Here is a 15,938-nt window from a genome sequence, read left to right on the forward strand (position 1 = left end):
GTGAGCCACTTCATATAGCAACGCTATAGGTGCTAGGGTAGCGGTTATGAGTTTCGATGACCAGCTTCCGCCCAAAATTCGGTTGCTTCGCGCAGCTGCCGAATTGCTGGCGAACTCGGAGGGGTCAGCGGTCTCAACGCGCCAGATCACCAAGCTTGCCGGGGTCACGGCGCCCACGCTCTACCACCACTTTGGCGACAAAGAAGGCCTGTTCGACGCCGTCGTATCAGCCGGATTTGAAGAGTATGTGGCGGGCGAGCGGGATTTTGCACCGTCCGGGGAGCCCTTGGAAGACGTCCGGCGGATGTGGGACAACCACGTCCAGTTCGGGCTGAGCCAACCCCATTTGTATCTGGTGATGTTCGGCAACATCAGGCCGGAAAGCCGCCCGGCAATCGTGGCCGATGCTGAGGCGCTTCTGGAGGAGATGCTGAACAAGGCTGCTATCTCCGGTCAGATCAACGTGCCGCCCCGCGAAGCGGCCCGCAGCATTCTGGCCGCCAACGTGGGCGTCACGCTCATGCTGATCGCTGAACCGGTGGAAGAAAGGAACCTCGAGCTCTCAACGATGACCCGGGATTCCATGATTTTTGCTGTCTCCACGGACACCGCCCGTGGCGCCGCAGCGGACGACTCCGGTAAGTCATCCGTGGTTGTTGCGGCAATCGCCCTGAATGCGGCACTGCAGGCCTCGCATTCGGACCAACTTTCCAGCTCTGAATTGAAGCTGTTCCTTGAGTGGCTTCACCGCATTTCCAGCAGCTCCTAAGGCTGTTCTCTCTCGATCTATATCGACTGACCCCGCGCCGCAGCGGGATACACGTTAGGAATTCACATGGCAACAGAGACCGTTGCGAAGCCCCGCACCAGCGCCCGCGTTGGTGTCCAAAAGTTCGGGACATTCCTGTCCGGCATGATCATGCCGAACATCGGCGCCTTCATCGCCTGGGGCCTCATCACAGCCCTGTTCATCGAGAAGGGCTGGATTCCCGTAGCCGAGTTGGGCGGTTTCGGCACCAACGCTGAAGGCGATCCCAACGGGGGCATTGTTGGCCCCATGGTCAAGTACCTCCTCCCGCTCCTGATCGCCTACACAGGCGGCCGGATGGTCTATGACGTCAGGGGTGGCGTGGTGGGTGCCATTGCCACCATGGGAGTGATCGCGGGTACGGATGCACCCATGTTCATCGGGGCCATGATCATGGGCCCCCTGGGCGGGTGGACCATGAAGCAGATCGACCGCCTCTGGGACGGCAAGATCCGCCCCGGCTTCGAGATGCTGGTCAACAACTTCTCCGCCGGTATCTGGGGTGCCTTGTTGGCGTTGGGCGGCTTCTACGGCCTTTCCTGGGTTGTTCAGCGTTTCACCGATGGCGCCGGTGCGGTGGTGGGCTTCCTGGTCAATAACGGACTGTTGCCGCTGACCAGCATTTTCATTGAGCCGGCCAAGGTTCTCTTCCTCAACAACGCCATCAACCATGGCGTACTGACCCCGCTGGGCATTCAGCAGTCGCTGGACCAGGGCAAGTCCATCCTGTTCCTTCTGGAAGCCAACCCCGGCCCGGGCCTCGGCATCCTGCTGGCCTACATGTTCTTTGGCCGCGGTGCCGCAAAGGCTTCGGCTCCCGGCGCAGCGATCATCCACTTCCTCGGCGGCATCCACGAGATCTACTTCCCGTACGTCCTGATGAAGCCCATCCTCATCCTTGCCGCGATCGGCGGCGGCATGACGGGCATCGCCACACTGGCCATCACCAACTCCGGCCTCGTAGCTCCTGCCGCTCCCGGTTCCATCATCGCCGTACTGGCACAGACGTCCCGTGACAGCTACGTCGGTGTGATTCTGGCAGTGGTCCTGGCCACGGCAGTGTCCTTCCTCATCGCTGCGGTCATCCTGCGCACGTCCAAGAACAAGGGCGAGGACGATCTCTCCGCAGCCACCTCCCGCATGGAAGCCATGAAGGGCAAGAAGAGCTCGGTCTCCTCCGCACTCACCGGCGAACGCACCGGTGCCCAGGGTGAGGGAACCGTCCTCACCCGCCCGGTGCAGAACATCGTGTTCGCTTGCGACGCCGGTATGGGTTCAAGTGCCATGGGCGCTTCGGTGCTGCGCAACAAGATCAAGGCGGCCGGATTCCCGGACGTCAAGGTCACCAACTCGGCCATCGCCAACCTCAACGACACCTTTGATGTTGTGGTCACGCACCAGGACCTGACCGAACGTGCCCAGCCGAGGACGGCCAGCGCCGTGCACTACTCGGTGGACAACTTCATGAACAGCCCCAAGTACGACGAAATCGTTGACTTGGTCCGCAGCAGCAACACTGAAGGCGCGGCTCCCGGTACTGGCACGACGGCGGCCCCTGCAGGAGGCGTCCAGCCCACCGCAGATTCCGCAACAGCAGCCCCCGCGCACGGTTCGCATGCCGCTGAACCGGCTCCCGCCGTCGAAGGCAAAGGTGTCTTGCTCCGCGAAAGCGTGGTCCTGAACGGTACTGCAACGGATCGTGACGCCGCGATCGATGAGGCCGGAAAGCTCCTGCTGGACCGTGGCGCCGTTGACGTCAGCTACGTTCACGCGATGCACGAGCGCGAGGAATCCGTGTCCACCTACATGGGTAGCTTCCTGGCGATTCCGCATGGCACCAACGATGCCAAGGAACACATCAATCACTCGGCCGTGTCCATCATCCGCTACCCGGAGGGAATCGACTGGGGCGGTAAGCAAGTGAAGTTCGTGGTTGGCGTGGCCGGCCTCAACAATGAACACCTCCACATCCTGTCTTCCATCGCGAAGATCTTCACCAACAAGGCCCAGGTGGCGCAGTTGGAGGAAGCCGCCACGGTTGATGAAGTGCTGGAACTGTTCGGAAAGGTCAACGCATAGTGAAGGCAGTCCATTTTGGGGCAGGCAACATCGGGCGTGGCTTCGTGGGGCTGCTGCTTCACGAGGCCGGCTATGAGGTGGTGTTCGCTGATGTGGCGGACGCCCTGATCAGCCAGCTCGCATCGGCAAGCAGCTACGACGTCCACGAGGTAGGCGAGAATCCGGCGGTCAAGACCGTCACCGGCTTCCGGGCTTTCAACTCCGCGTCGCAGGAAGCCGCCGTTGTGGAGGAAATCTCGACGGCGGATGTGGTCACCACTGCTGTGGGGCCGCACATCCTGAAGTTCGTGGCGCCGGTGATCGCCCGAGGGTTGGCAGCCCGTCCCACGGACTTGCCGCCACTCCAGGTCATGGCTTGCGAGAACGCCATCAATGCCACGGACCTCCTGCACACGGAGATCCTGGCGGCTTGGGACGATTCCGCAGGTGACTTGGACGCCGTCGCGGTTTTTGCCAACACCGCAGTGGACCGTATTGTCCCCAACCAGGCGCCGGGCCAGGGCCTGGATGTCACGGTTGAGACCTTCTATGAGTGGGTTATTGACCGCACGCCGTTTGACGGCAATGCGCCGGTGATCCCGGGTGCCACGTTCGTGGACGAGCTTGGCCCGTACATCGAGCGCAAGCTGTTTACGGTGAACACCGGCCACGCTTCGGCGGCGTACTTCGGTTACCAGGCCGGCCTGGAGAAGATCTCCGATGCCATGGCCGATCCGTCCGTGGCGGCGAAGGTCCGGGCTGTGCTGGAGGAAACCAAGGAACTGCTGGTGGCCAAGCACGGGTTCGTGGAGGCCGAGCAGGAAGCGTACGTGCAGAAGATCCTGTCCCGCTTCACCAACCCGCACCTGCCGGACACCGTAAACCGTGTAGGCCGGGCGCCCTTGCGGAAGCTCAGCCGGCACGAGCGCTTTGTTGGTCCTGCCGCGGAGTTGGCCGAGCGCGGGGTTGCTCCGGTGGCTCTTCTTGAGGCGATGTCAGCAGCGCTTCGTTTTGACGACGGCAACGACGACGAAGCCGTGGAGCTCGCCAACCTGCTGTCCGAGCTGGACGCGGCTGCCGCCGTCGAACGCATCACTGAACTGACGCCGTCGCATCCGCTTTTCGCGGCTGTCCAGAAGCTCGTGGAGGATCGCCAAGCCGAGTCGTAACGCCACGTCCGAGTAATAAAGGCTCTCCAGCGGGAGAAAAACGCGTGACTTCGGTCACTTTCACCCGCTGGAGAGCCTTTCGGTTTTGAAGTTAGCCTCACCTTACTAATAGAGTCAAAAGGGCAATTAGGCAACACATCTATGACTTATTAGTGAGTGGAGTACCGGCGTGAAAAAGAGGCTGTCGAGCTACATCGGGGCACTGGCTGCAGGCGCTGCCTTGCTGACCGTTACGGCATGTGGAGGCGGGGCAACGGCGTCTTCGCAGCCCGAGGAAGCCAGCACCATCACCATCGAGCACGCTCAGGGTTCAACCTCCAACGTTCCCGTGAACCCGGCCAAGGTTGTCACGTTCGATCTCGGCGTCCTGGACACCATGAATGCGCTCGGCGTGGAGCCCACCGGTGTTCCCGAGGCCAGCTACCCGGAGGCGCTGAAGAAGTTCTCCGAGGCCAAGTACGCCAAGGTGGGCTCGCTCAAGGAACCCGACTTCGAAGCTGTCAGCTCCGCAGCCCCGGACCTCATCATCGTCTCCGGCCGCACCGCCGGCGCCTATGAGGAACTGAGCAAGATTGCCCCCACCATCGATCTCTCCGTGGACGCTGCCAAGCCCATGGAAAGCTTCAAGGCCCAAACTGAGAAGCTCGGCAGGATCTTCAAGAAGGAAGACGACGTTGCTTCCAAGCTCGCAGAGGTAGACAAGACGGTGGCTGAGACCAAGACCAAGGCCGCTGCGGCCGGCAAGGGCCTGATCGTCCTGACTTCCGGCGGCGAAGTCACCGCCTACGGTGCGGGCTCACGCTTCGGCATCATCCACGATGTCCTGGGCGTCCCCACTGCGGCCGACGTCAAGACCGAGGGCTCCCACGGCGAGGCTGTTTCCTTCGAATACATCAAGGAAACCAACCCGGACATCCTCTACGTCATCAACCGCGACACCGCCATTGGCACCGCTGGCTCCGCGGCCAACCCCATCCTGGACAACGAGCTCGTGAAGTCCACCAACGCTGCCAAGAACAACAAGATCGTCAACCTCGATCCCGCCGGCTGGTACATCGTGGGCTACGGCCTGAACAACGTCCAGGCCATGGTCACGGCAGTGGCCGACTCTGTCGCCTGACACCAAGCATCACCTGAAATCCTGACGTGACAACTACAGCCGTGCGCCCCACGGCAGCAGCAAGCCGCAACCGGACCGGCGAAACCGCCCGTCTGGTTGCGGCTGCCGCGGTTGTGCTGGTGATCGCAGTGGGCAGCATCTTCGTGGGCGTCAGCGATGTTTCGCTGCCCGCCCTGCTGGCGAACGACGCCGGCGCCTGGGAAATCTTCTGGGTCTCCCGGGTGCCGCGCACCTTGGCTGTGGTGCTGGCCGGGATGGCCGTCGCCGTTGCCGGATTGATCATGCAGCTCATGGCCCGCAACCGCTTTGTTGAGCCATCCACTGTGGGCACGGTGGAGTCGGCCACGCTCGGCATCCTGGTGGTCACCGTGGTGGCTCCGGACTCGCCGATTCTCACCAAGATGATCGTGGCTTCCGTGTTCGCTGTACTGGGCACGGCCCTCTTCCTGGCGATCCTCCGCAGGCTTCCGGCCCGCAACACCCTGCTGATTCCCCTGGTGGGCATCATGCTGGGTGGCATCATTGCGGCCGTCACCACGTTCTTCGCCTACCGGTTCGACCTCCTCCAAACCCTCAGCAACTGGATGATTGGTGACTTCTCCGGCGTGCTCCGTGGCCGGTATGAATTGCTGTGGATCGTGGCTGTCCTGGTGCTGGTGGGCCTCTTTGCCGCTGACCGCTTCACAGTTGCCGGCATGGGACAGGACTTCACCACCAACCTCGGCCTGAACTACGCGCGCACCATGCGGCTCGGCCTGATGATCGTCTCCCTGATCTCAGCCGTCGTTGTCACCACCGTTGGGGCCGTGCCTTTCCTCGGCCTGGTGGTCCCCAACATTGTTTCCCTGCTCTTCGGCGACAACCTCCGCCGGGCCGTGCCGTGGACTGCGCTCTTCGGGGCGGCTTTCGTGCTGGTCTGCGACATCATCGGCCGGACCATCCGGTTCCCCTACGAGGTGCCGGTGGGGATGGTCATGTCCGTCCTGGGTGCCATCCTGTTCCTCTTCCTGCTTTTGAGGAAACGCAATGCCTGAAACTCCCGTGTCCATGGCACCCGACCCTGCCGTTTCCACCCGCACGCGCCTGCGCACCCTTACTGGCTGCCGTGCCGCCATCCGCAGCACCCCGCCGGGACTGGTGATTGCCGTCCTGGCGATTGCCGCCGTCGTGCTTGTTGCCGTTTTTCTGACGATCGATCTCAAGGGAAACATCGCCTACGTGCTGCCACGCCGGGCCGTCAAAGTCTCCGCGATGCTGCTGGTTGCTGTGGCGGTGGGCGTTTCCACGCTGTTGTTCCAGACCGTGACGGCCAACCGGATACTGACCCCGTCCATCATGGGGTTCGATTCGCTGTACATCCTGGTACAAACCGCATTGGCGTTCATGGCCGGTGCCGCCACCCTGGCCACCGCCCCGTCAACGCTCAAGTTCGGCGTGGAGATCCTGCTGATGGTGGGATTCAGCGCAATCCTGTACCGCTGGATGTTCACCGGTGCCACGCGATCGCTGCACTTGCTGTTGCTCGTGGGAATCGTGCTGGGGACCCTGTTCCGCGGCTTCTCTTCGCTGCTTCAGCGGCTCATGGAACCCAGCGAATTCATTATCCTGCAGGACTTGTTCTTCGCCAGCTTCAACAATGTGGATCCAGGGCTGTTGGGCGTTTCCGCTGTGCTGATCGTCCTGGTTTGCTTTGGTGTCTGGCGCATGCGGCATACCTTGGACGTGCTGGCGCTGGGCCGCGAAGTGGCCATCAATGTGGGTGTGGACCACAAGCGCGTGGTGATGCGGGTGCTGCTGGCGTGCTCGCTGCTGGTGGCAATTTCCACGGCGTTGGTGGGTCCTGTGACGTTCTTCGGGCTGCTGGTGGTCAGCCTTGGTTACCAGATCTGCCGCGGTTTCCGGCATGCATGGCTGCTGCCGATCGTGGTGCTGATCGGTGCAATCGCGCTGGTGGGCGGCCAGTTGCTGCTGGAACGCGTGTTCGGGTTCGCCACTGCCCTGAGCGTGATCATTGAATTCACCGGCGGCATCCTGTTCCTCTACCTGCTGCTGAAAGGCTCACTGAAATGATCACCGTCCGAAACGTGACAAAGCGCTACGGCAGCACCACCGTGCTGGACGACGTGACGTGCGAGATCCCGCGTGGTGGCATCACCTCCATCATCGGTCCCAACGGCGCAGGCAAGTCCACGCTGCTCTCCCTGATCAGCCGTCTGCAGCCGATGGATGCAGGCGGAGTTTCCGTGGCAGGGTTGGATGTCACGGCGACGCCCAGCAAGGAACTGGCCAGGACCATGGCCATCCTCCGCCAGGAAAACCACCTCACCATGCGGTTGACCGTGCGGGATCTTGTGGCGTTCGGGCGCTTCCCGCACAGTGGGGGCCGGCCAACAGTAGAGGATCTTGAGCACGTAGACGAAGCCATCCGCCAGTTGGACCTGACGTCCATGGCGGACAAGTTCGTGGATGAGCTCTCCGGTGGCCAGCGTCAGCGTGCCTACATAGCGATGGTCCTGGCACAGGACACCGAATACCTGCTGCTTGACGAGCCGCTCAACAACCTGGACATGAAGCACTCCGTGGAAATGATGCGGCTGTTGCGGCGCTTGGCTGATGAGCTCGGCAAGACCATTGTGTTGGTGGTCCACGACATCAACTTTGCATCCTGCTACTCGGACACCATCCTGGCCATGAAAAACGGCCGCCTCATCCATCAGGGCACGCCCTCTGAGATCATGCGGGCCGGAATGCTGTACGACGTTTACGACATTGATATCCGCATCGAAGAAATCGACGGCAACCGTATCGGTGTCTATTTCGCCTGACAAGGTTTGGTTTTTCTCCCCGGGTTATCAACATATGGCCTTGGCCTGAAAACTCTCCCGTCACGTTTGCAGGACATCTCTCACTACTTAGGAGAAAGAGAGCGGACGCTCACTTTCCCACTCCTGAACTGCCCCGTCTTGTGCCGTGCGCTCCTGCTGTGCACTCCCGGACGGTGCGGCCCGGGACTTAGTAAGGGAGCTTTGATGTCAGCATTGCAGTCATGGGGCCGTTTCGGCCGGCGTGAAAAATCGCCGGATTCGAGGAGGGGTTCCACAGCCAAACCTCGGATACCCCCGTCACGGAGACGTTCTGTGATGCAGATTCCGGCGGCAGCCCTGGCCATAGCGGTCAGTGCGGGTTCGCTGATGCTGGGCGTCTCACCGGCCATGGCAGCCGCCGGGGACTTCACCATCTCGCTCTCCGCCCCGGAAACGGTGCCCTTGAGCCAGAACTACAACTACACCGCCACCGTTGATTTCAGCGGCGTTGATTCGTCCCATCCGGCCAGCGGTGTAGCAATGACCACAACACTTCCGGAGGGTACTACCTTCGCGGGCCTGCCCACGGGCGGCTCTTCACCGGTATTGAGCCACAGCTACGATCCCGCTACCCGGGTACTGAGCATGGTCCTCGGCGAAACCACGGAGGACCTTGTCAGCGTCGTGTACACGGTGTCCCAGGTGGAAAATGAGCTCAAATACGAGGGCTTTCCGCTGAACACTGAGATGACCGGTACAGGCGGCCCCAGTGGAGAAGTGACATCCGGACCTGTCACGTCAAAAGTCACCGGTCCCCACGACTATCGGGCGGAAAAGACCGCCACCACCATTACAGGCTCCACCCATCGCGAGGTGACCTACCGGTTCAACGTGTGTTCGGAGGAAAGCTATCTGAGTTTCTCCGCCTACGAGCAGAAACTCACTGACGTTTTCCCCGCCGGTGCAGAGTTCGCCTCCGCCTCCGGGGGCCTGGGCGCATGGGACACCAGCGCTTGGCCCACAGCCACGTGGACCAATGACGAACGTTATGATCACACGGGATATTGCCTGGACCGAAGCAACACCGGCATTTGGCTGACCGTCCGGTACCCGGATGACGTTGCAGGCTGGGAAGACGGCCAGCGACCTCCGGTCAACACTGTGACGCTGGAGACCACGGACGCAAACGGCGTAGTCAGGGCGGGCACGCCCGCTGCATCCCAGGGTCCTGTCTTCAGCCCTGCCGGTGGCGTAACAACGGCCATTGAGAAATCTTCAGGAGGCCAGACCTCCGCTGGCATGATCTCCAGGAACACGTATGTCAATGCCTCCTACCTCGGTCCACGGAACAGTCCAAGGGCCGAGGACCTGGTTGTCACTGATAGCGGCACGGCTGGCAGCCCCTCGGAGAAGTGGTTTCACCACAACGACGTCACTGCTATCAACGTGGCCTTCAGCCCGGTGCTGGCTACGGAGGATCTTCCCTACACCCTTGAATATCAGACTGATTACTCAGACGCATGGCAGACTTTCACGCCCGCCAAGCCCAGCACCAGCGTCAATTTATCCCTGACCGTCCAGAACACCGGTTCAAGTAGCTGGGAGTCCTTCAACGGGAACAACACGCTCAACCTGTCCCCGGGCACCGTCCTGACCGGGTGGCGCATCTCCGTTGCACCTGGCAATGAGGACGTGCCCGTTGGCTCGGAAGTGCGGACCACTGTGGGGAGCGTGCCGGTCTTCCGTGACATCACCGAAGGTGTGGTCGCAGCGAACAGCCCTGCAGGTGTCCCGCCGGGACCGGTGAACAACACAGCCACTCTCAAGGCGGGCAGCCTCACGGGTGAGGCATCCGACGTCTTCACCCCCGTCGATTCTGTTTACCTGACCACCAACGTCTCGGCCCCCTCGGTCCTGAGCGTGGGTGACAACGGCACCATCAGGGCCGGCATCGTCAACCAAAACCCTTCGGAAACCTACAAGGACGCTGAGATGTCCGTGGTGCTTCCCTGTGGCGTCCAGTACGACCCCACAAAGACCATCACGCCGGTCACCGACCTCTCCGTGGGAGTGGAGCCGATCCCAACCATCGGCAAAGGCGTGAGCGTGAACTCCACCTCGCGGGTCACTGATGCCGATGGTTGCGAGCTGCAAGTCATAACCTTCACCTTCGATCAGATCAGCCCTATGCGGGACCCGAAGGAAGCTTCTGACCGCAAGGTGGAGAACACCGGGTGGCAGTACGACGTCCCCGTCACCGTCCTGGCCAAGGCCTATCAGCCCACTGCCTCCTCGGTTCAGGTCGAATCGTATGCGTCCTCAGCAGACCCCCGCTTCATCGGACTTGCTGATGGTGGCACAGCCGGGGAAACGGTGCCGATGATTGGCTACGCGCCCTTCTTCAGCGATGACGTTTACAATTTCGATGCTGCACGGACAAGTATTGCCAAGGCTACCGACCAGGCCTCGATCAACATCGCCGGCGGTTTGCTGCTTGATAAATTGTCCGGTACCTCGGCAACAGGTCCGTGGTCGCTGGCCACCACTGTGGACAAGGCCGCGTTCTGGCAGGTGTACGTCAGCAACGTTTTGCCCAACCCGGTAACCGGCGCCACCCTCTTTGACCGTCTGCCGTCCGCGGCAACAGGAGACGATTTCGACGTCGTCCTTTCGGGTGCCGTAACGGGAGCACCGGCGGGGGCAAAGATCGAATACTCCGCCGACGCCACGAACGCCACCTCCGGTAGCTGGAGCACTGACCCGGTCAACGCCACGGCGTTCCGGATGTTCGTTGACGTTCTGGCAACCGGGGACGACTTCACCTTGGTGGTTCCCACCAAGGTGGCGGGTAATCCTGGTTTTGGAGCGAAAGCAACCAACGTACTGGTGGCTACAGGAACCTATAACGGGGAAGCGGTACAGTTCGCCACGAATGAGGCGGCTGTGAATGTAGCCGGTTCTCCTGCCCTGAATATCGTGAAGAAGACCAACGGAACCGTCTACTCGTCGGCGCCCGGTGCAATGGTTGCCAACGGCTCTGATGTGACATGGACCTACGAGGTAACCAACACGGGCAACACACCGCTCTCAAACGTGGCAGTTTCAGATGCTTTCTCCGCAGGGGATGGCAGCACGGGCACCCTTGGTCCCACCTCCAGTGAGACAGGCGCGCTAGCTCCCGGCGCCACGCGGGTCTTTACTGCTCATGATGCCGCAGTGACTGGTCAGTACCACAACACGGCCACAGCTACGGCTACGGCTACGGATGCAGAAGGCACCCCTTTGGCTCAGCAGCCCGCGCCAGTCAACGCTGAGTCCTGGTACGTGGGCGGAGACGCCGGGTTGTCCGTTGTTAAGACAACCAATGGTGAGGATGTTGAGGCTGCTCCGGGGCCGCAGGTGGTCCCGGGCAGTGAGGTCAAATGGTCCTACACCGTGAGGAACACCGGCGACGTTGTTCTCAAGGATGTCCTGGTTGTGGATAAGGACAGTGCCGGCAATGAAGTGTTCTCCGGAACGGTTCCATCATTGGCGCCCGGTGCCTCTGTTGAGCTGACTGCACAGGGCAAGGCCGTCAAGGGTCAGTACAAGAACACTGTGACGGCGTCCGCTGCCAACCCCCTGGGTGGTTCGGATCTGAGTGCCGCTGATGATTCGTACTACTTCGGTGCCGTGCCCGGGCTGAAGGTGGACAAGCTGGTCTCCGCTCACCAAGAAGGTCCGTGGAGCGAGGTTGTCACCATTGATGCAGCTCAGACGGTGTACTGGCAGTTCACTGTCACCAACACCGGCAATACTGTGCTCAAGGACGTCCGATTCGACGACCCCGCCCTCGGGGCCATCGAGCCGGTTGCCACACTGGCACCCGGCCAGGCGGCCAGCCGTGTCGTCGCCCAGACCAATGTCATGGAGTCCTACATCAACGTAGTGTCTGCGTCTGCGACGGCGCCGGGTGGAGACGAGGTTACAGGGAGCGACACGGGTGAGGTGATTGTGAAGCCAGTGGTGGTTGTTCCTCCCGTCAGCACGGTCACAGATCCTCCCGCAACGACGAGCCCCACGGCTCCCGCCGCTCCCACGGCTTCCGCTGCTCCCACCGCGACGAGTCCCGCTGCTCCCACCCCGACGAGTCCCACGGCTCCCGCAACGACGAGCCCCACGGCTCCCGCTGCAGCCACCGGGAACCTGCCTGACACCGGTGCCTCCGGCGTCATGGTGGGACTGTCTGCGGCGGTAGTGCTTTTGATTGCCGGAGGCTTGGCACTGGTTGCCAGCCGTCGGCGCAGGGCCGCCTAACGCAGGCCGCCTAGCGCCTGGCCGGAGGTGAATTAAAACAGCGACGTCGGCACCCAAGCCTGGGTGCCGACGTCGTGGTTTCTGGGCGTTGAGGCCTTAGCGCGTTGTTGCGGTTGCTGCTGTGGTTTCGGTTTCGGCCATCGCCTTCCATTCGGCCACGCGGGCCTGATGCAGGGGCGACCTCCGGACAATCGCGTAAGCCACACCGAGGATGGCGAACCAGATGGGTGTCACCAGCAGGGCGGTGAGCGTGTCCGGCTGGGTGGTCAGGGCCCAGACCAGGAATGCGAAGAACGCGAACACCACCCACACCATGGGGATGCCGCCGGGCATCTTGAACGGAGAGGCAGCGTGCTGTTCGGGGCGGCGTTTGCGGTACACGAGGTAGCTGGCCAGGATGATGGACCAGACGAACATGAAGCAGACCGCAGACACGGTGGTTACCATGTCGAAGGCCACGCCAACGTCCTTGCCGGCGTACAAAAGTGCGACGCCGGCCAGCAAGAGGACGCAGGACAGGAACAGTGCGTTTTGGGGTACTTTGCGGCTGGAGAGGCGGCCGAAGAGTTTGGGTGCGTCGCCGTCGTTGGCCAGGCCGTAGACCATGCGGGACGTTGAGTAGATGCCCGAGTTGGCAGAGGACATGGCCGAGGTGAGGACCACGAGGTTGACCACGGTAGCCGCCATTCCCAAGCCTGCCAGGGAGAACATGGCAATGAACGGGCTCTGGCCGGCTTTGAACTCGGTCCACGGGGTGACGGACATGAGGATGATGAGTGCGCCCACGTAGAAGAGCATGACGCGAAGGGGGATTGCGTTGATGGCGCGGGGGAGGTTGTGTTCCGGGTTCTTGGTTTCGGCGGCGGCCGTACCCACCAACTCGATGCCCACGAACGCGAACACGGCGATCTGGAAGCCTGCCACGAAGCCCATGAATTCCTTGGGGAAGAAGCCGCCGTGGCTCCAAAGGTTGGTGAAGCTCGCCGTTCCCGCGTTGGATTGGAAGCCGGTGAAGATCATCACCAAGCCCACGACGATCAGGGCCACGATGGCAACGATTTTGATGAGCGCGAACCAGAACTCTGTCTCACCGAAGGCCTTCACAGTTGGCAGGTTCAGGAGGAGCAGGATGATGATGGTGGCCAGACCCGGGATCCAGAGCTGGATTCCCGGCCAGAGTTCGTCGGCGTAGCCCGCAATGGCGATGACGTCTGCAACGCCGGTGACTACCCAGCAGAACCAGTATGTCCAGCCGGTGAAGAAGCCTGCCCACGGCCCGAGGAGGTCGCCCGCGAAATCGCTGAAGGACTTGTAGTTCAGGTTGGAAAGCAGCAGCTGGCCCATGGCACGCATGACGAAGAACAGCATGAAGCCGATGATCATGTACACGAAGATCACGGAGGGTCCGGCTACGGAGATGGTTTTGCCGGAGCCCATGAAGAGGCCGGTTCCGATTGCGCCGCCGATGGCGAGGAGCTGGATGTGGCGGTTGCTGAGCGAGCGTGACAGGTGGGGCTCGCTGTCCCTGCTGGAGGCGCGGAGTAACTCCGGTGTTGTCTGGTCGGACATTAGATCAAGAACCCTTCGAAGGACCCGCCACAATAGTGACGGCCGTTACAAATGTGTTCGATAAAGCTATAGCTAATGTCTGGCCGATGGCCAATCGGTCTGCATGGCGAAAGCCCCTCCTGTGGAAAGAGGAGCTTCAGCCCTTGTTCTGCCTGGCGGCATAGCGGCAGTACCTCAGTGATACCTAGGCGATCTGACGCTTGTAGGCGGCCGTGGCGAAGGCGTAGGAGACAACGAGGATCCCCAGGCACCAGGCCAGGGCTACCCAGATGTCGCCGCCCACCGGACGCTGGGCGAACAGATCCTGAATGGTGTTCACTATGGATGTCACAGGCTGGTTTTCGGCGAACCACCGGACCGGACCGGGCATGGTTTCCGTGGGGACGAAGGCCGAGCTGATAAACGGCAGGAAGATCAGCGGATAGGAGAAACCGCCTGCGCCGTCAACGGACTTCGCTGAGAGGCCCGCGATAATCGCTATCCAGGTCAGGGCCAGAGTGAAGAGTGCCAGGATGCCCGCCACGGCCAACCAGTCCAGCACGTTGGCCGAACTGCGGAATCCCATGAGGAGCGCCACCAGCACGATGATCACCAGCGAGAGTCCGTTGGCCACCAACGACGTCAGGACATGCGCCCAGAGAACTGACGAGCGTGCAATCGGCATGGACTGGAACCGCTCAAAGATACCGCTTTGCATGTCCGTGAACAACCGGACTGCTGTGTAGGCGATCCCGGACGCAATGGCGATCAGCATGATGCCCGGGAGCAGGTAGTTGACGTAGTTCTCGGTGTCGGTCCTGATGGCACCGCCGAAGACGTAGACGAACAGCAGCATGAGGGCGACCGGCGTGATCGCCGTGGTGATGATGGTGTCAACGCTGCGGAAGATGTGCCGCATGGAGCGGCCCAGCAGGACCGAGGTGTCTGCGAAGAAATGGGTGCTCATGACCTGTCCTTTACCGACTCGTTGTTGCTGGCCACAGGGTTGTTACCCGCTTGGGCGCCGCTGCCCACCAGAGCCAGGAAGATGTCCTCCAGGCTCGGCTGCTTTTCGACGTACTCGATCTTGGCCGGTGGGAGCAATTGCTTGAGCTCGGCAAGGGTGCCGTTGGCGATGATGCGTCCCTCATGCAGGATGGCGATTCGGTCTGCGAGTTGTTCAGCTTCATCGAGATACTGCGTGGTGAGCAGGACGGTGGTCCCTCGCTTGGCAAGGTTCTTGACGATATGCCACACCTCCAGGCGAGCCTCGGGATCAAGGCCCGTAGTGGGTTCGTCCAGGAAAATCACCTCGGGGTTGCCGATCAAACTCATCGCGATGTCCAGACGCCTGCGCATGCCGCCCGAATAGCCCGCCACTTTGCGGGACCCGGCCTCGGTAAGGCTGAACTGCGCCAGCAGGTGGTCCGCAATCTGACCCGGATTCTTCAAGTGACGCAGCTTCGCCACCAAAACCAGGTTCTCTTTGCCGGAGAGAACCTCGTCCACTGCCGCGAACTGCCCGGTCAAGCTAATGGACTGCCTCACCTGGAGCGACTCAGTGGCCACATCAAAGCCTTCGACGGCGGCCGAGCCGGCATCGGCTTTCAGTAGCGTGGAGAGGATCTTCACCATGGTGGTCTTGCCAGCACCGTTGGATCCCAGAAGAGCAAAGATACTTCCCGGTGATACCTCAAAGTCCACACCCCGGAGTACATGGAGGTCCTTGTAGGACTTCTCAATACCCTCTACCCGGATTGCTGCGGTGGTCATGATTCCGCCTCTTTCGCTTTATCAATTGCCTTGTTGAGGCGCTCGCGTTCTTTGTCGATCCAGCGTTTTCCGCCGTAGGCCTGGGCGAAGCTCTCGGCGAACTCGATCGGATCTCCACCCACGATTTCGCTGACCGGAATGCCGTCCACCGCGGCTCGTTCCCAGAGGTCGGCCAGATCGGAAATCATCTGCACCATGGTGTCGCCGTCAGTGACGCCGCCGTAGTACGTCAAATAGCGGTTGAAGGCTGTAGCCACTGCGAGGTACGGCTCAGGCAGGGCATCAAGCCGGGCCTTCGCTTGCTTGTACTGCTTCTTCTGCTCGAGTGATCCGGTGACCAGTTCGATCCATTTCGCTGCCAT

General features: G+C 61.5%; 12 protein-coding genes. 8 read left to right on the top strand and 4 right to left on the bottom strand.

The genetic code is table 11. The annotated features are described in order from the left end of the window. Window positions 1-46: 46 nt before the first annotated feature. The 8 genes from BACI9J_RS01115 (at window position 47) to BACI9J_RS01150 (ending at window position 12,255) form a co-directional block, all read left to right on the top strand. Complete coding sequence (locus tag BACI9J_RS01115; protein WP_014923084.1) at window positions 47-769, top strand: TetR/AcrR family transcriptional regulator; 723 nt, start codon at window positions 47-49, stop codon at window positions 767-769. A 66-nt stretch (window positions 770-835) separates the two neighbouring features. Continuing rightward, complete coding sequence (locus BACI9J_RS01120; RefSeq protein ID WP_159732518.1) at window positions 836-2,887, top strand: PTS mannitol transporter subunit IICBA; 2,052 nt, start codon at window positions 836-838, stop codon at window positions 2,885-2,887. Then, a complete protein-coding gene (locus BACI9J_RS01125) occupies window positions 2,887-4,035 on the top strand; it encodes a mannitol-1-phosphate 5-dehydrogenase (RefSeq protein WP_159732521.1) in 1,149 nt (382 codons plus the stop codon). The genes BACI9J_RS01120 and BACI9J_RS01125 overlap by 1 nt, the downstream gene beginning before the upstream one ends. A 169-nt stretch (window positions 4,036-4,204) precedes the next feature. Beyond that, entirely contained in the window at window positions 4,205-5,155 is a 951-nt protein-coding gene (locus BACI9J_RS01130; protein ID WP_159732524.1) for a siderophore ABC transporter substrate-binding protein, read from the top strand. A 26-nt stretch (window positions 5,156-5,181) separates the two neighbouring features. Next, on the top strand, window positions 5,182-6,189 hold the full coding sequence (locus tag BACI9J_RS01135; RefSeq protein ID WP_159732527.1) for an ABC transporter permease: 1,008 nt from the start codon (window positions 5,182-5,184) through the stop codon (window positions 6,187-6,189). After that, complete coding sequence (locus tag BACI9J_RS01140) at window positions 6,182-7,225, top strand: iron chelate uptake ABC transporter family permease subunit (RefSeq protein ID WP_236558290.1); 1,044 nt, start codon at window positions 6,182-6,184, stop codon at window positions 7,223-7,225. The genes BACI9J_RS01135 and BACI9J_RS01140 overlap by 8 nt, the downstream gene beginning before the upstream one ends. Continuing rightward, window positions 7,222-7,980, top strand: coding sequence for an iron ABC transporter ATP-binding protein (locus tag BACI9J_RS01145; RefSeq protein ID WP_159732530.1), 759 nt, complete (start codon window positions 7,222-7,224; stop codon window positions 7,978-7,980). The genes BACI9J_RS01140 and BACI9J_RS01145 overlap by 4 nt, the downstream gene beginning before the upstream one ends. Before the next feature lie 315 nt (window positions 7,981-8,295). Continuing rightward, complete coding sequence (locus tag BACI9J_RS01150; RefSeq protein WP_236558823.1) at window positions 8,296-12,255, top strand: DUF7507 domain-containing protein; 3,960 nt, start codon at window positions 8,296-8,298, stop codon at window positions 12,253-12,255. Between the two features lie 96 nt (window positions 12,256-12,351). Here BACI9J_RS01150 and cycA read toward each other — a convergent pair whose 3' ends face one another. The 4 genes from cycA to BACI9J_RS01170 all read right to left on the bottom strand — a co-directional run bounded on the left by cycA (window position 12,352) and on the right by BACI9J_RS01170 (window position 15,938). Beyond that, the gene (cycA, locus tag BACI9J_RS01155) at window positions 12,352-13,824 is read right to left on the bottom strand and encodes a D-serine/D-alanine/glycine transporter (RefSeq protein WP_201296473.1); all 1,473 of its coding nucleotides are present in this window, start codon (window positions 13,822-13,824) and stop codon (window positions 12,352-12,354) included. Window positions 13,825-14,008: 184 nt separating this feature from the next. Continuing rightward, the gene (locus tag BACI9J_RS01160) at window positions 14,009-14,770 is read right to left on the bottom strand and encodes an ABC transporter permease (protein ID WP_159732538.1); all 762 of its coding nucleotides are present in this window, start codon (window positions 14,768-14,770) and stop codon (window positions 14,009-14,011) included. Then, complete coding sequence (locus BACI9J_RS01165) at window positions 14,767-15,576, bottom strand: ABC transporter ATP-binding protein (protein ID WP_159732541.1); 810 nt, start codon at window positions 15,574-15,576, stop codon at window positions 14,767-14,769. Before BACI9J_RS01165 ends, BACI9J_RS01160 begins: the two co-directional genes overlap by 4 nt. Continuing rightward, window positions 15,573-15,938: a DUF1048 domain-containing protein gene (locus tag BACI9J_RS01170; protein ID WP_159732544.1), complete on the bottom strand. Its 366-nt coding sequence runs from the start codon at window positions 15,936-15,938 to the stop codon at window positions 15,573-15,575. The genes BACI9J_RS01165 and BACI9J_RS01170 overlap by 4 nt, the downstream gene beginning before the upstream one ends.

Origin of the sequence: Arthrobacter sp. 9V, assembly GCF_902506065.1 — a bacterium.
Classification (GTDB): Bacteria; Actinomycetota; Actinomycetes; order Actinomycetales; family Micrococcaceae; genus Arthrobacter.

What these genes read in the sequence shown, in the direction of transcription:
- BACI9J_RS01115 (WP_014923084.1), top strand. Translation starts at nt 47, where the DNA reads ATGAGTTTCGATGACCAGCTTCCGCCCAAAATTCGGTTGCTTCGCGCA.
- BACI9J_RS01120 (WP_159732518.1), top strand. Translation starts at nt 836, where the DNA reads ATGGCAACAGAGACCGTTGCGAAGCCCCGCACCAGCGCCCGCGTTGGT.
- BACI9J_RS01140 (WP_236558290.1), top strand. Translation starts at nt 6,182, where the DNA reads ATGCCTGAAACTCCCGTGTCCATGGCACCCGACCCTGCCGTTTCCACC.
- BACI9J_RS01145 (WP_159732530.1), top strand. Translation starts at nt 7,222, where the DNA reads ATGATCACCGTCCGAAACGTGACAAAGCGCTACGGCAGCACCACCGTG.
- BACI9J_RS01150 (WP_236558823.1), top strand. Translation starts at nt 8,296, where the DNA reads ATGCAGATTCCGGCGGCAGCCCTGGCCATAGCGGTCAGTGCGGGTTCG.
- cycA (WP_201296473.1), bottom strand. Translation starts at nt 13,824, where the DNA reads ATGTCCGACCAGACAACACCGGAGTTACTCCGCGCCTCCAGCAGGGAC.
- BACI9J_RS01160 (WP_159732538.1), bottom strand. Translation starts at nt 14,770, where the DNA reads ATGAGCACCCATTTCTTCGCAGACACCTCGGTCCTGCTGGGCCGCTCC.
- BACI9J_RS01165 (WP_159732541.1), bottom strand. Translation starts at nt 15,576, where the DNA reads ATGACCACCGCAGCAATCCGGGTAGAGGGTATTGAGAAGTCCTACAAG.
- BACI9J_RS01170 (WP_159732544.1), bottom strand. Translation starts at nt 15,938, where the DNA reads ATGGCAGCGAAATGGATCGAACTGGTCACCGGATCACTCGAGCAGAAG.